Origin of the sequence: Erythrobacter sp. KY5, assembly GCF_003264115.1 — a bacterium.
Classification (GTDB): domain Bacteria; phylum Pseudomonadota; class Alphaproteobacteria; order Sphingomonadales; family Sphingomonadaceae; genus Erythrobacter.
Map to the genome: position 1 here is coordinate 1,015,827 of NZ_CP021912.1, position 14,268 is coordinate 1,030,094.

Genomic DNA, 14,268 nt, shown 5'->3' on the forward strand with positions numbered 1-14,268 from the left:
TATTATCTGAGTTTAATGATTGGCAAGACGGGAAACGGCTTGCTACTCTCCCTGGGCGGGATATCTCTTCGCATACGCGCTGTGCAACTGCGGCGTAAGAGCTAACGTCAACGCAAATCGTGCGCGCCGAGGCTTCTCGGGAACCCGGGCGTGATTGGAAGAGATATCCCGTGCCACAAAACCCGTTCGCACCACCAATACACGTGCCAATTCCCCCGGAGATGCAAAGCAAATCATCCTTGGTTGCATACCTCTCATTGACCGAGGCAGAGCTTAAGAAGATCCGCTGGTTTCGGCGCGGAATGTACCATTATTTCGAGTTGGCCAAGGGAAATGGTAAGAGGCGCCGGATCATGGCGCCGGATGCAAGGCTGAAGCATCTTCAAAGGGCGCTACTTCCCCTGATGGAGAATCTCTATCGTGTCCGCAATCCAGTGCACGGTTTCGTTCGGGACAAGTCTGTCAAAACGAATGCAGCAGCCCACTTGCGCCGCAGAAATCTACTGAACATCGACCTGAAGGATTTTTTCGGAGCGATCACAGAGAACCGCGTCGTTGGAGTTCTTGAGGCGATTGGCGTTCCCGGCGACGTTGCCGCCGCTATCGGTTATCTGTGTTGCTGCGAGGGGTCTTTGCCGCAGGGCGCGCCGAGCAGTCCACTTTTGTCCAACATGGTTTGCTTTCGCCTCGACCGTGAGTTGATGCGCTACGCGAAGGAACACCGCTGCATCTACACGCGCTATGCCGATGACATCACGCTATCTAGCCACCAGCCCATGGCTTCTGCGTTTGATGGCCCAATACCGCCGGCCGGGACTGTGCAATCTGAGCTACTCGATCCCGAATTGCGCGGGATAATCGGGAGCAATGGTTTCGAGCTAAACCCAGACAAGATCCACTACGCTGACCGTAACTCGCGACGCATGGTCACTGGCCTTAAGGTCAACGAATTGCTGAATGTCGACCGACGCTTTGTGCGCAATCTGCGAGCAATGCTCCACTCCATCGAGATAAAAGGCCACGCTGACGCAAAAGCACGTTTTGCGTCGCTGGGCCATTCGGGCTCCATGTCCGCGCATATTCGCGGGAAAATCGAGTGGCTTGCGAGTATCAAAGGGACATCCGATCCGGTCGTGCGGGGTATCATACTTCGCTACAACGCTTGTTTTCCTGGCAAAGCTATTGCCGTTTCGCCCACCGATGAAGAGCGGCAAGACCGAGCTACTTGGATCACGGAAAACAAGAATGGACAGGGATCGCTATTCTTTCTTAAGGGCGTCGGGCTGGTGACGGCCGCACACTGCGTTGCCGATCTGCTCAATCTCGAGATCTTTCATCCGTCGAAACACGCAAATAGGTTCGGCGCGACCGTGACGAAATACGATAAGGATCGGCGGCGTTTGCGTTTGGGGCTAAAGAGGGTGCTGGATCCGATCGAGGCCGAAATGTGCGCGTGTCTGACCGCGCCACTTTTCGGGACGGGACCAAGGATCTTGTAGGCGACGGTGACTGTGAGCGAGGATACGGTCTTGATTGTTCGCGACAGACGCAATTTGCGCATCATTCGAACAACCAAGTGGCCAAAGACAGCTGCCGATCGGCCAAATGAGCATCCGTTCGGATAATAGCTATAGCCCAACGGTAGGCCGGAATGCCCGATCCCATCAATCTCTTCGTCCCTTAGCCACCTGCTCACAAAGCTGTCCGCATGCCGATCATTTGCGAGCCGGATGGGCTCATCGGTTAGGCGGACGCGCTCTTAAATTGTCCCGACAAATCTGGACCATCTCACGTGTCGCAGACGCTCTGCGATTACGTAAACATGGGAGTCCAAGGTATGTCCGATGAATTCACAGCGCAGGAATTGCGCGAACTCGAAGCTGAACTGGGCGAGCTCGCCAACGACTTCGGTGACTTTGAGATGTCCGACGAAGATTCGGCCGGCGCAAGTTCAGGCGACTTGGGCGAACTTCAAGCGGAACTGAGCGGCACCGAACTCGAAGTGTTCGGCGCTGACTTTGGCGACGGCGACGTTATGTCGCTCAGCTCGATGGCCGATAGCGAAGCAGATGCGCTCTTCGCCGGCCGGTTTCTCAAGAACAAGGTGCAAAAACTGATCCGCAAGCTGATCAGGCTGGTGAAGAAGTATCGCAAGCTCGCCAGCTGCGTACCGAAGGTCACTGCCGCGGTCGTCGCGTTCAAGAGCGGCAAATACGCGACCGCACTGCGCCGTGCCTGGGCCGCGTACAGGTGCATCAAGTCGAAGCTCTAGTTCGAGCAGAGGGCTGCTCTGGCGGCGCCGGGCGGCGCTGACCAGCGCGGCCTATCAAAACCCATCCGTCCAAGTGAGGCCTTCGCGATGGCTGACAATGACACGATTACCGCTGCCAATATCGATGAACAGGTTGAGTTTCTCGATGCCTGGTACCGTGAGAACTCTGGTGGCGATGAAAGCGAACCGCGCGCAGCACTTGTGGCCCGGCTCGTGAAACAGATCGACGCGGCGCTCGAAACGCTTGCCGAACTTGCGCCGCGTCCAGGTTGAGGAACTTTTTGCGGACCAGTGAAGCGTCCGTCTGACCCAACACAACCCGATCAACGGGTGAAGTCGAAAACGAGGAGATGCGACGTGGCCAATATCATCCAGCCGCGAAACCCGGTCTATCTGGTGAGCAACAAGAAAACGATGCCCCTCGACGGGGAACCGATGAGCGGGGCGCAGATCAAGCAAGCGATCGAACAGGTCATCGCGGTTGCCCCGGTAGCAGACGATGATGCGGGCGCGCAGGACGAGATGGAGATTATGTCGGTCATCACCCCTCCCGACGGGGATGAACTGGCCCTCGCTGAAGAAGGGCAACCGGATTCGACGATCGTTGTAGCCAAGCTGAGCGAGACGGCGGCGGACAATCTGCGCGATCGCCACGCAAACCTCCTCGTGGAACTCGATGAAGATATCGAAATGCTCGATACGGGCGGTCTGCTGCAAATGCATGGCCTCACCACAATGGTACCGCTGGATGCGGACAGCCTGCGCATCCGGATCAACGTCGTCGACGCAGATGGCAAAGCGATCCCGAAAGCGCGTGTCAGCCTGAGCGGAGAGATGTGGTTCGATCAGGCGCTAACCGGAAACAATGGCGTTGCGGAACTCAACATGCTGGGCGAAACGCTTGAGAGCCTGTCTTCGCTCACCATCAAACCGGCTGCCGGATTCTGGTCTCGCACGATTGCGCGGCCTGATCTCGTCAGCGGAACCGGTGCGGCAGCTCTTAACGTCGTTACCTTGCTATCGCTTGCGGAAGGGACCAGCGGTCTGCCCGGTTTCCCCGAGGAGCAGGGCACCCCATGGGGCGTCGTGGATCTCAACCTCACGGATCCGGCGCCAAATCCCCCGCTTGTGCGCCTCGCGATTATCGACAGCGGGATCGACAACGATCACCCTGATCTTGAGCACGCCACGCGCGGAAAGGCGTTTGCCATTGGCGATGATCCTGACGACGACACGTTCAACCTCGACAGCTCCGGCCACGGCACTCATGTCGCCGGGACCGCGGCAGGACGGGCCGCGAACGCATTCGGAGTGCAAGGCGTTGCACCGGATGCGGAGCTCCACGGTCTGCGCGTGTTCCCACAGGCGAAGATATCCAAACTCATCAAGGCGCTTCGCTATTGCCGCGAGAACGAGATCGACGTCGTCAATATGAGCCTTGGGATGGCGACACCTTCGCAATTGCTGAATGACGAGATCGACAGGTGTTTCGAGAGCGGGGTGGTCATGATTGCCGCCGCGGGAAATTCAGGTGGCAAGGTCAACTACCCCGCGGCCTTTGACAACGTTATCGCCGTCGCAGCACTAGGCCGTGCCGATCGCTTTCCAGAAGACAGCACCAACAGCGCTGCGATAACCAACGATAAGGATGCCGATGGTGTCTATTTCATCGCGCGCTTTTCCTGCCGCGGCCCTGAAATCGACGTCGCTGCGCCCGGGGTGGGGATCATTTCGACCTACCCTTCCGATAATCCCGTCCCTTTCGCCGAAATCAGCGGAACATCAATGGCCAGCCCTCATGTGGCAGGGTTCACGGCGAGGCTGTTGCAGCACAACGCCGAGCTTCGGGACATGGCCCGCAACGATGCCCGCGCATCGGCCATTCGCGAGGCGCTTTTCGAGGCCTGCCGACCGATGGGCGACGCTGAACTTTGGGGCAGGGGTTTGCCCGACTGGTCAAAGCTCGATCTTGGATCGGAGCCGTCTGAGCCTGGTGGGAACGGGAATGTCGACAGGCTGGTCGAGAAGCTCACCGATGCGCTTGATCTGGCAAAAGCACTGACCTGATAAACTCGTTCAGAAATCCCGCGTGCATGGTGTGGGCACCAGCCCTCTGACCACCAGTGCCACAGCGACTTGCGTTCGGTTCCTGACGCCCAGCTTGCGCTGCAATGCCTGAATGGCGAGCTTCACGCTGGCTTCGGACAAGTGGAGATCCCGGGCAATGACCTTGTTGGGATGTCCCTGCGCGAGTTCTGCACCCACATGGCGTTCGCGGTCGGTCAGTTTAGGGTTCGACTGGCTGTGCTCGAGGTTATTGCGTCGCCAGCCATTCAAGGCCTCGCCTAGGTTGTCGGGGTAAACCCTGTGGCCGGAAGCGACGAAATTCAGCGCGCAGCTGAGCGCCTCGATGGGTATCGAGGTCAGGAGAAATCCATGGCAGCCGATCGAGAAGCAATCCGCCAGTCGGAACAGATCGAATTTCTCTTCCAACATGACACATCGCAACTGGCCGGTATCATCGCGCAGCGGTTCGAGCGCCCGCGCCAGTGGCTTCAGGGTGGAGGGCGCCTCGGTCAAAACGACCATCGGCTCTTTCCTGCTGGCTAAGGGGCAAAGCTCGAGGCGATCGACCGAGGGGGCTGCATCTGCGACTGTGTGACCCAACCGCGACAAGCTGTCGGATAAGGCATTACGATACAACGCATTTCGTAGCGCGAGGGCAACCGCCATCTTTCCCCCCAATGCATCAAAGCGAAGGCTCGATCATAACATACCTAAGGAATTGCGGCCAGCTGTACTTAACGGCAAGAGAATTTGACCGGCATGTGATGGAAAAAGAATCTACTCGGTGCTCCCTAATATAATTTAGTCTGTCATAGGATAGGCACCTATTCGCCTGAATATTTGGTACATTGTTTTCTTACTCGGGCTAACTTGCGAAACGCAGCTCCGGAAATTCGTGCATCCCAAAGCCTTCGGGAAGGGTGCGTGGACCCGGCGGACGACGGGTCATCCACGGCGGTCAACCCTCACCCGAAAGTCGCATCGCCACAATCGGCAAGGCACGCTATGCTCACAGCCTATGGCGAGCGAGATCAGTGAAATTGTCCGGTTCCTGCGATCGACACCGCCTTTCGGTGCGCTTGGCGATGAAAAGCTCGGCTCGCTCAGCCGGGTGATCGAAGTCACTTATCGCAAGCGCGGTGAGACCGTGATCGAGGCGGGAGCGCATAACGACAGGCTCTTCCTTGTGCGGTCGGGCGCTGTCGAATTGATGCTTGCCGGCGAAGAGCTTACCGCGCGGCTCGGGGCGGGTTCGTGCTTTGCTTACCCGTCGCTCCTTCGAGGCGGGGAGGTTCGCAATACGACCACCGCTATCGAAGACACCTTGCTTTACGCGCTTCCGGCGGAGCATTTTCATTCGCTTCGCGAAAGCTCACCGGGATTTGCAGGCTTCTTCGATGACGACGAAGCCGCGCGGCTCAAACATGCACTCAAGCAACGCCGCGAAGGCAGCGCCTTTTCGATCAAGAGCCGCCAGGTTGGCGAGCTTATCGCACGCGCCGCGCCCGTGACCTGTCCTGCGGATGCGACGATTGCGAGCGCGGTCGCAATCATGGTCGAGCACGATGTCTCGACGCTTGCGATCTGCTACAACGGAGCCTTGGCCGGGATTTTCACCGACAAGGATATTCGCAAGCGCGTGGTCGCGCAGGACGTCCCTTTCGAACGGCCAATTGCCGATGTGATGACGCCAGCGCCGCGTACCTTGCCCCGACACAGCCCGATTGCAGAAGCGATCGCGCTGATGGCGAGCGGGGGTTTCAGGCACTTGCCGATCCTCGATGACAGCGGGGGTTTGATGGGGATAGTGTCGGCAACCGACATTCTCGCCGCCATCGGTAGCAACGCCATTGATGCGGGCATGATGATTGCCAAGGCCAAGACTGAAGGTCAGCTGATCGAAGCGTGCCAGCACATCCCCGAGAGTTTCGCCTCAATGGTCGCAAGCGGGGTCGATGCGGCGCACGTGATGCGCTTTACCTCCGCGCTGGGCGAGGCGGCGCATCGGCGGGCGGCGGAACTGGCTGAGGCCGAACTAGGCCCGCCTCCGTGCCCATACGCGCTGGTGGTCTTCGGCTCGCTTGCACGGGGAGAGCAACTTGTGGGCTCCGATCAGGACAACGGACTTGTCATTGCCGACAGCGCGACAGCCGAGGATGAGCATTATTTCGAAGCGCTGGGAACCCGCATCTCCGATCTTTTGCACGATAGCGGCTTTGTCTACTGCAAGGGCGGCATCATGGCGAAGAACGCGCAGCAGCGCCTGCGTTTCAAGGACTGGTGCGACCGCTATACCAGCTGGATCACCAATCCCAGCGAAGACCGGGTCCTTCGCGCAACGATCTTTTTCGACATGCGAAGCGTCCATGGCGAGATGTCTCTCGTTGCAGATCTGCGGCGCGAAGTGCTTGCGCGGTTCAAGGACAACCCGCTGTTCATCAGCTTCCTTGCCCGCGACGCGCTGCGTTCAAAGGTTCCGCTTGGCGTCTTCAGAAATCTGGTCCTCGACAAGGGCAAGGATGGACAAAAGACCTTCAACGCCAAGTCACAGGCGATCCTGCCGATCATCGATATCGCTCGCACACACGCGCTGTCCGCAGGGGTAAGCGCCGTGGGCACGTCAGAACGATTTGCCGCCCTTGTCGACGCGGGGCGCATGCACCCGGACGATGCGAACAGTCTTGAGGATGCATTCGCTTTTGTTAATGCCCTGCGCGTTGCGCATCAGGCCCGCCAGATCGAGCGCGGCGAGAGTCCGGACAACGCGATAGCGCCAGCTGACTTGTCTTCGCTTGAAAGAGATTATCTCAAGGATGCGCTGAAAGTGATCCGCGACGGGCTGGATGCAGTACGGCGCAACTTTGCAGGCGGCATTGCATGAATTTGCTAACGCGCTGGAGATTTGAACGCGCGCTGACGGCGCTCCGCCGATCCGACCTGCCTCTTATTCAAGCCTATGCGAATGCCGCCTGGCCTTCAGCGGACACACCGGCAAGCGAGGCTGCGTTTCTCGCTCTGGACTTTGAACTCGATGGGCTGCGCAAAGGCGCGCATCTGCTTCAGGCGGGTTGGACCCCGTTCCGCGTCGGGGCGATCACGTTCAAGCAAGCGCGTTCGCTGGACATACACAGCGATGCAACGCTCAACCGCGAGGCGGTCACGGTGCACGGTATCGGCGAGGATAGGGCCAGCGCCGGGCTGCCTATCGGTGACGTGGCCGAAGAATTGCTCAGTGTTCTTGCAGGCCGGGTAATCGTTGCACACGCCGCCGCGATCGAAGTGACCGCCATCAAGGAGGCGGCGAAGTCGCTTTACGGCGCAAACCTGCCCGTGCGCGCGATCTGTACACTCAGGCTGGAAAAGCATCTTCGACCGGAGATTGCCGGGGCCGATGCCTACCGCCTTGGCCCGACGCGGGAAAGGTACGGCCTTCCTGAATATCGCGCGCACGACGCGCTGACCGATGCAATCGCTGCCGCTGAACTGTTTCAGGCGCAGCTGACCCGCCTTTCCTCGGGCGTGACCCTGGGGTGGCTTGAAGCGGTCTAGCCCCGATTGATCGGGGTGTAAGACTAAAGTCCATCTCCCACACGCTGCCCCAAGCCCATAGCCTGCACGTGAAGGTTCGAAGAAGAGTCTCTCGGACCCATGGGAGTAGAAGGAGGGGATAGTTATGGACGATGTAGCGTCTACAGCGGACTCCGGCGATTTCGACGACACTCACGATGCTGGCTATACGGCGCCTGCTGGTGAGAAATCTGTCGATGCGCCTGCCGCAGAAACAAACGCAGCCGAAGGGGCGTATTGGCGGGAGAATGTCCGCCTGCTCGTATCGCTGATGGTGATCTGGTTCGCCGTTTCATACGGTGCCGGCATCCTGTTCCGCGACTTTTTGGATCAGTTCATGCTCGGCGGATACCCGCTCGGTTTCTGGTTCGCGCAGCAGGGCTCCATCTACGTCTTCATCGCACTCATCTTCTTCTACGTCGTTCGTATGAAGCAGATCGAGCGCAAATACGATCTCGACGATTGAGGGGGAGGGGACAATGGAAACGCAAACCCTGATCTATCTCTTCGTCGGAGCCAGCTTCGCGCTTTATATCGGCATTGCCATCTGGAGCCGCGCGGGTTCGACGAAAGAGTTCTATGTCGCAGGCGGCGGGGTCAATCCGGTCGTCAATGGAATGGCCACGGCTGCCGACTGGATGAGCGCGGCAAGCTTTCTTTCAATGGCCGGGCTCATTGCCTTCATGGGCTATGACGCGTCTGTCTACCTGATGGGGTGGACGGGCGGATACGTCATGCTCGCGCTGTTGCTTGCGCCATATCTGCGCAAGTTCGGACAGTTTACCGTGCCCGACTTCATCGGCACGCGGTACTATTCGAAAGCGGCGCGCGTGGTGGCGGTGATCTGCCTGATCTTCATCAGCTTCACCTATATCGCAGGTCAGATGCGCGGCGTGGGAATTGTGTTCTCGCAGTTCCTTGACGTTGGCATCACCGCAGGCGTGATCATCGGGATGGGCATCGTGTTCATCTACGCCGTTCTGGGCGGAATGAAGGGGATCACCTACACTCAGGTTGCGCAATATTGCGTGCTGATCTTCGCTTACATGGTGCCAGCCTTCTTCATCAGCTTCATGCTGACGGGCAATCCGATCCCGCAGATCGGGCTGGGATCGGAAGTGCAGGACGGGTCTGGCATGTACATGCTCGAGCGGCTCGACAACGTGCTCGTCGATCTGGGCTTCAACCAGTATACCGCCGGAAGCAAGTCGACGATCGACATGTTCTGCATCACCATGGCTTTGATGGTCGGCACCGCCGGTCTGCCTCACGTGATCGTGCGCTTCTTCACGGTGCCCAAGGCATCGGATGCGCGCAAATCGGCAGGCTGGGCGCTGGTCTTCATCGCTTTGCTTTACACCACCGCTCCGGCCATCGGCGCATTCGGCATGTACAACCTCATCAACAAGGTTGACGATGTCGCATACACCGAAGTCGAGCCGTTCTTCACCAACTGGGAAGATGCGGACCTCTACGCCTGGCAGGACAAAAACGGCGACGGTGTGATGCAGTATCGCCCCGGAACCGCTTTCGAGGGCAAGCCTGAATTCACCGGCGAAACCGGTCCTTCGGGTGAGCGTCTGGTGGCGAATGCGCCGAACATGGAAAGCGAGAACGAGGTCTATGTCGACCGTGACACGCTGGTCCTTGCCAATCCTGAGATTGCTAATCTGCCCGGCTGGGTGGTGGCGTTGATGGCGGCGGGCGGCCTTGCGGCGGCCCTGTCGACGGCAGCGGGCCTGTTGCTGGTGATCTCCAGTTCCATCAGCCACGATCTGCTCAAGAGCACCTTTGCGCCGAACATCTCGGCCAAGGGAGAGCTGTTTGCAGCGCGCGCTGCGGCGACCGCTGCGATCATGGTGGCAGGCTATCTCGGCATCTATCCTCCGGGATGGGTGGCGCAGGTGGTGGCGTTTGCCTTCGGGCTTGCGGCATCGAGCCTGTTCCCCGCGATCTTCATGGGCATCTTCTTCAAGGCGATGAACAAGGAAGGCGCGATTGCAGGGATGGTCTCAGGCCTGGTCTTCACCTTCAGCTACATCCTGTACTTCAAGCTGATGAACCCGGCGGCAAACGTCGCGGAGAACTGGCTGTTTGGGATTTCGCCTGAAGGCATCGGAGTGATCGGCATGCTGATCAACTTCGGTGTGGCCATTGCGGTCGCCAGCGTGACCAAGGGCACACCGGTCGAGATCCGCAAGCTGGTGGACTCGATCCGCGTCCCGCGCGGAGCCGGAGAAGCCCACGCACACTGATCCTGTATAGTAGCAGGATCGCGCAAAGAGGGGCGGTGCCGTAGCGGCGCCGCCCCTTTTTCTTGCCTTATCGGTGCTTTGCTCTAGCCTTCTTGATGGGAGAGGATTGGGATCATGCTTCTGGGTGCGGCCATTGTTGCTGCTGCGACCTATGTGGTTTTTCTATTCTGGCTGGCGGCTCGCCGCGACCGGGGTGCGCCCGCATGGCTGATGCGCCACTCGGGGACGGTGTACGGCCTCAGTCTTGCGGTTTACTGCACCAGCTGGACCTTTTTCGGAGGTGTCGGCACGGCAGCGAGCGCGGGGCTGGATTTTCTCCCGATCTATCTTGGCCCGATCCTTGTTTTCACGTTTGGCTTCACATTCGTGCGGCGCGTCCTCGCGCAGGCCAAGGCTCAGCATTCGACTTCGATCGCCGACTTTCTCTCCGCTCGTTATGGCAAGAGCGCCACGGTAGCAGCGCTGGTGACCGTAATCGCGACTGTCGGTTCGTTACCCTACATGGCCTTGCAACTTCGGTCGGTCGGCAATTCGCTGCTGGTCCTCGACCCTGAGCTTGAGTCTAGCGTCGCGCTCGACGAGATTGTCTTGATGGTGGCGGCGCTCATGGCGCTGTTCGCGATCCTGTTCGGCTCGCGCCGAGCCGACCATCCGGGCGACAATGCGGGTCTGGTGTTGACCATCGCGTTTGAATCGGTGGTCAAGCTTGTTGCGCTGCTCGCTCTGGCGGCACTTGCGATTGCAATCCTGTTGGGACAGCCTCTGTCAAACGCAGCGCTAGCCCCTTCGATTGGCGAGGTTTTCAATCTCGGCCAGATCGATGCGCGTTTCGCAGTCCTGACCTTGATCGCGGCCTGTGCGGCCTTGTGCCTGCCGCGCCAGTTTCACATGACTTTCGTGGAGGCGGAGAGCGACCGGGCAAGCCGCTCCATGCGCTGGGTGTTCCCGATCTATCTCGCGATTACCTCTGCCGTGATTGTCCCTATCGTCCTCGCCGGTTTGAGCGCCCTGCCATCAGAGACGGATCCGGACACCATCGTGATGGCGTTGCCGCTTTCGACCGGAAACGAAGCGCTCGCGCTGCTGGTGTTTATCGGTGGTTTTGCCGCATCGGCTGGCATGATCGTTGTCGCAAGCGTGGCGCTTTCGATGATGATCACCAATGACCTGATCGCGCCGGTCGCTTTCCGACGCGAGTTGCGCGGCGCGGGTGATCGGTCCGAAATCGCACGCAAGCTCTTGAGAGTGCGGCGCTTTGTGATCGCCGCCGTGCTGGCGCTCGCATTCATGGTCAATCAGAGCTTTTCGGCGCTGACTGCGCTGGCCGGACTCGGCACCCTCGCCTTCGCCGCCGTCGCACAATTTGCTCCGGGTCTTGTTCTTGGCATGTTGACGCGGGCGGGCAATCGCGGCGGCATGATCGCAGGCCTATTTACCGGCTTCGTGTTGTGGTTCGCGCTGCTTGTGTTTCCTACGGCAACGAACAGTCTGCCAATTGTCCTGGTTCACCCTGACGCGCTTGTCTCCGGTGTCCTTATCAGCCTTGGTGCGAATTGCGCGGCCTACTGGATCGGCTCTTCCCTCTCGCGTCCTTCGCTCATCGACGCAGCACAGGCAGCAGCGTTTGCGGGAAGCGGCGCAGCGGGTGGCATGCAGCCGCGCGTCACCAACAAGCGCGTGGCCGACATTCGCCTGTTGCTGGCTCAGTTCGTGGGCCGCAGCCGCGCAGACGATGCCATCGCCGCCATGTCACTCAGCTATCGCGACCGTGACAGGGCCGATGCCGAGGTCATTGCGATGGCCGAGCGCACGATTTCAGGTGTCGTCGGAAGCTCGTCGGCGCGGATGCTTGTCAATTCGTGGGCGGGAGGCGACCCGGTCCCTCTGCCCGATATCGTCGCAATGTTCGACGAGACCAACCGCCGTTTGTCCTTCAGCGGCGAACTCCTCCAGATTGCTATCGAGAACATCGACCAGGGCATTGCCGTGGTCGATGCCGAGATGAACCTTGTTGCGTGGAACACCCGCTATCAGGAAATGTTCGAGCTGCCCGATCATCTGGTGAGCGTCGGCACGCCTATCGCCCGGCTCATCTGCTTCAATCTGGAGCGCATCGGGCTCGACGAATACAACATCGAAGAGCAGGTTGAACGTCGCCTCGAATACATGCGCTCAGGGGCGGTGCACCGGATGGAGCGCGAGCAACACGATGGACGGATCATGCGGATCGTCGGTTCGCCGGCACCACAGGGAGGGTACGTCACCTCCTACACCGATATCACCGCCGACCGCCGGGCAGAGCAGGCGCTGGAGGAAAAGGTTGCCGAACGCACTGTGCAGCTCAGCGAGGCGAACGCCGCGCTTGAGGCCGCCACCCGGTCCAAGACGCGCTTCCTCGCTGCGGCCAGCCACGATCTGATCCAGCCCCTGAACGCTGCTCGCCTGTTTGCGTCAGCCCTCGACGAAGAGGTCAGCGGGACGCCTCAGCTCGAGCAATTGGTGAAGGATCTCGACGGGTCGATCGCGTCTGCCGACCGGCTCATTCGTGCGCTGCTCGACATTTCCAAGCTCGATGGAGGGGGCATCACGCCCAAGCCTGAAATGCTCGCCATCGACCGCATCTTCGATGAGATCGTGCGCGAATTCAGCGTGCAGGCTGAGGCAAAGGGGCTGCGTTTTCGCCGCGTGCAGACCAGCGCATGGGTGGTAACCGACCGCGCTCTGCTGGCGAGCGTGCTGCGCAATCTTGTCAGTAATGCGATCCGCTACACCGAGAAAGGCGGCGTGCTACTGGGCGTCAGGCGTGCCGGCGATGATATTCGCCTCAAGGTGTACGACACAGGCCGCGGCATTGAAGCGGCCGATGTCGAACGCATCTTCGACGAGTTTCAGCGCGCCTCCTCCAGGGACCGCGAAGGGCTTGGGCTGGGCCTCGCCATTGTGCGCAGGATCACGCATTTGCTCGACGTCCATGTCGAGACCACCAGTGAGCCGGACAGGGGAAGCTGTTTCTCGCTCCACATGCCGTTGATGCGCTGGAGCGCGGTGCCGCAACGCGCAAAGCCCCAGCGTAACGCGCGGCAGATGGATAATGCAGCGGTTCTGGTTGTCGATAATGACGAAGCGGCGCTCAACGCGACTTCCGCGCTGCTTGAGAAGTGGGGATTGCGCACAACTTGCGCAGGCTCGCTTGCACAGGCTGCCTCGCGCATGCCTGCCAGCCCGGATCTGGTGATAATGGATTACCGGCTCGATGGAGAGGAGCGGGGAGACGGTGTTTACAGGGCGCTGTGCGACCAGTGGGGTGCAAAGCCACCCGTCATCCTGCTTACCGCTGAAGGTAGCGAAGAAACGGCGTTGGCCGCGCGCTCTATCGACGCAAATCGGTTGCTCAAGCCCTCGTCACCCGGCGCGCTGAGAGCGCTGATTTCGGATTGCCTGTCGCGCGCGAAATCGTCTGGAACAGATCAGTCAGGGACTGAGTCCGCAACCGGCTGATCAACGTCCAGCTTGCCCGCGACCAGCACCGCCTGCGTGCGGTTGTTTACGCCCAACTTGCGGAAGATCGCCGTGATATGCGCTTTCACCGTCGCCTCGCTGACATCGAGTTCGTAGGCGATCTGCTTGTTCAGCAGGCCCTTGCGCATCGCCTCGAGGATGCGGCGCTGCGCAGGGGTGAGGCTTGCCATGCGCGCGAGGTCGTCGTCCTCTTCGACATTGCTTTCAGGAAACCACGCATCGCCCTCACGTACCGCGTTCAAGGCGTCGCGCATCTCGTCGAGGCCAGATGATTTTGGTATGAAAGCCGCCGCGCCTAATTGTTGAGCGGCTGCGTAGACGCGCGGCTCTTCGCTGGCTGAAACGATAGCGATGGGCAGCGCCGGAAACTCCTGGCGAAGGTCCATCAGGACCGACAAGCCGTTGGAATCTTCCATGTGCAGGTCGAGCAACAAGGCTTCCGCGCCGCCCTCCAGTTCTGATCGGGCAGCACCAGCGGAACTCGCCTCGACAATCTGCGCCTCGGGCCACGCTTTCGCGACCGCGTGGCTAAGCGCGGTGCGAAAGAGGGGGTGGTCGTCGGCGATGATGATCCGCTGGGCCATATTG

The 14,268-nt window shown here is 59.8% G+C and carries 11 protein-coding genes; 9 read left to right on the forward strand and 2 right to left on the reverse strand.

The window, feature by feature from the left end; translation table 11 throughout:
- The first annotated feature begins 239 nt into the window (after window positions 1-239).
- The 4 genes from CD351_RS04890 (at window position 240) to CD351_RS04905 (ending at window position 4,339) form a co-directional block, all read left to right on the forward strand.
- On the forward strand, window positions 240-1,499 hold the full coding sequence (locus tag CD351_RS04890; protein ID WP_162627616.1) for a reverse transcriptase family protein: 1,260 nt from the start codon (window positions 240-242) through the stop codon (window positions 1,497-1,499).
- 338 nt (window positions 1,500-1,837) lie between these two features.
- A complete protein-coding gene (locus CD351_RS04895) occupies window positions 1,838-2,272 on the forward strand; it encodes a hypothetical protein (RefSeq protein WP_111991571.1) in 435 nt (144 codons plus the stop codon).
- A gap of 87 nt (window positions 2,273-2,359) precedes the next feature.
- A complete protein-coding gene (locus tag CD351_RS04900; protein WP_111991572.1) occupies window positions 2,360-2,545 on the forward strand; it encodes a hypothetical protein in 186 nt (61 codons plus the stop codon).
- 84 nt (window positions 2,546-2,629) lie between these two features.
- Window positions 2,630-4,339 carry a S8 family peptidase gene (locus CD351_RS04905; protein ID WP_111991573.1) on the forward strand — a complete coding sequence of 570 codons (1,710 nt, stop codon included), beginning with the start codon at window positions 2,630-2,632 and terminating at the stop codon, window positions 4,337-4,339.
- A gap of 9 nt (window positions 4,340-4,348) precedes the next feature.
- Here CD351_RS04905 and CD351_RS04910 read toward each other — a convergent pair whose 3' ends face one another.
- Window positions 4,349-5,005 carry a response regulator transcription factor gene (locus CD351_RS04910; protein WP_111991574.1) on the reverse strand — a complete coding sequence of 219 codons (657 nt, stop codon included), beginning with the start codon at window positions 5,003-5,005 and terminating at the stop codon, window positions 4,349-4,351.
- 352 nt (window positions 5,006-5,357) lie between these two features.
- Between CD351_RS04910 and CD351_RS04915 the strand changes: the two genes are divergently transcribed.
- The 5 genes from CD351_RS04915 to CD351_RS04935 all read left to right on the forward strand — a co-directional run bounded on the left by CD351_RS04915 (window position 5,358) and on the right by CD351_RS04935 (window position 13,659).
- Entirely contained in the window at window positions 5,358-7,220 is a 1,863-nt protein-coding gene (locus tag CD351_RS04915) for a putative nucleotidyltransferase substrate binding domain-containing protein (RefSeq protein ID WP_111991575.1), read from the forward strand.
- Complete coding sequence (locus CD351_RS04920) at window positions 7,217-7,888, forward strand: exonuclease domain-containing protein (RefSeq protein WP_111991576.1); 672 nt, start codon at window positions 7,217-7,219, stop codon at window positions 7,886-7,888. Before CD351_RS04915 ends, CD351_RS04920 begins: the two co-directional genes overlap by 4 nt.
- Before the next feature lie 124 nt (window positions 7,889-8,012).
- Entirely contained in the window at window positions 8,013-8,372 is a 360-nt protein-coding gene (locus CD351_RS04925) for a DUF4212 domain-containing protein (protein ID WP_111991577.1), read from the forward strand.
- A gap of 13 nt (window positions 8,373-8,385) precedes the next feature.
- Window positions 8,386-10,161 (forward strand): sodium:solute symporter family protein, encoded by a 1,776-nt coding sequence (locus tag CD351_RS04930; RefSeq protein WP_111991578.1) that lies wholly within the window; start codon window positions 8,386-8,388, stop codon window positions 10,159-10,161.
- 114 nt (window positions 10,162-10,275) lie between these two features.
- Window positions 10,276-13,659 (forward strand): PAS-domain containing protein, encoded by a 3,384-nt coding sequence (locus CD351_RS04935; RefSeq protein ID WP_111991579.1) that lies wholly within the window; start codon window positions 10,276-10,278, stop codon window positions 13,657-13,659.
- Here CD351_RS04935 and CD351_RS04940 read toward each other — a convergent pair.
- The gene (locus CD351_RS04940; protein WP_111991580.1) at window positions 13,629-14,264 is read right to left on the reverse strand and encodes a response regulator transcription factor; all 636 of its coding nucleotides are present in this window, start codon (window positions 14,262-14,264) and stop codon (window positions 13,629-13,631) included. The two genes, CD351_RS04935 and CD351_RS04940, sit on opposite strands and share 31 nt — an antisense overlap.
- Window positions 14,265-14,268: the final 4 nt, after the last annotated feature.

Bases quoted from the DNA above. Each gene is read 5' to 3' on its own strand.
- CD351_RS04895 (WP_111991571.1), top strand. From the start codon at position 1,838: ATGTCCGATGAATTCACAGCGCAGGAATTGCGCGAACTCGAAGCTGAA.
- CD351_RS04900 (WP_111991572.1), top strand. From the start codon at position 2,360: ATGGCTGACAATGACACGATTACCGCTGCCAATATCGATGAACAGGTT.
- CD351_RS04910 (WP_111991574.1), bottom strand. From the start codon at position 5,005: ATGGCGGTTGCCCTCGCGCTACGAAATGCGTTGTATCGTAATGCCTTA.
- CD351_RS04915 (WP_111991575.1), top strand. From the start codon at position 5,358: ATGGCGAGCGAGATCAGTGAAATTGTCCGGTTCCTGCGATCGACACCG.
- CD351_RS04920 (WP_111991576.1), top strand. From the start codon at position 7,217: ATGAATTTGCTAACGCGCTGGAGATTTGAACGCGCGCTGACGGCGCTC.
- CD351_RS04925 (WP_111991577.1), top strand. From the start codon at position 8,013: ATGGACGATGTAGCGTCTACAGCGGACTCCGGCGATTTCGACGACACT.
- CD351_RS04930 (WP_111991578.1), top strand. From the start codon at position 8,386: ATGGAAACGCAAACCCTGATCTATCTCTTCGTCGGAGCCAGCTTCGCG.
- CD351_RS04935 (WP_111991579.1), top strand. From the start codon at position 10,276: ATGCTTCTGGGTGCGGCCATTGTTGCTGCTGCGACCTATGTGGTTTTT.
- CD351_RS04940 (WP_111991580.1), bottom strand. From the start codon at position 14,264: ATGGCCCAGCGGATCATCATCGCCGACGACCACCCCCTCTTTCGCACC.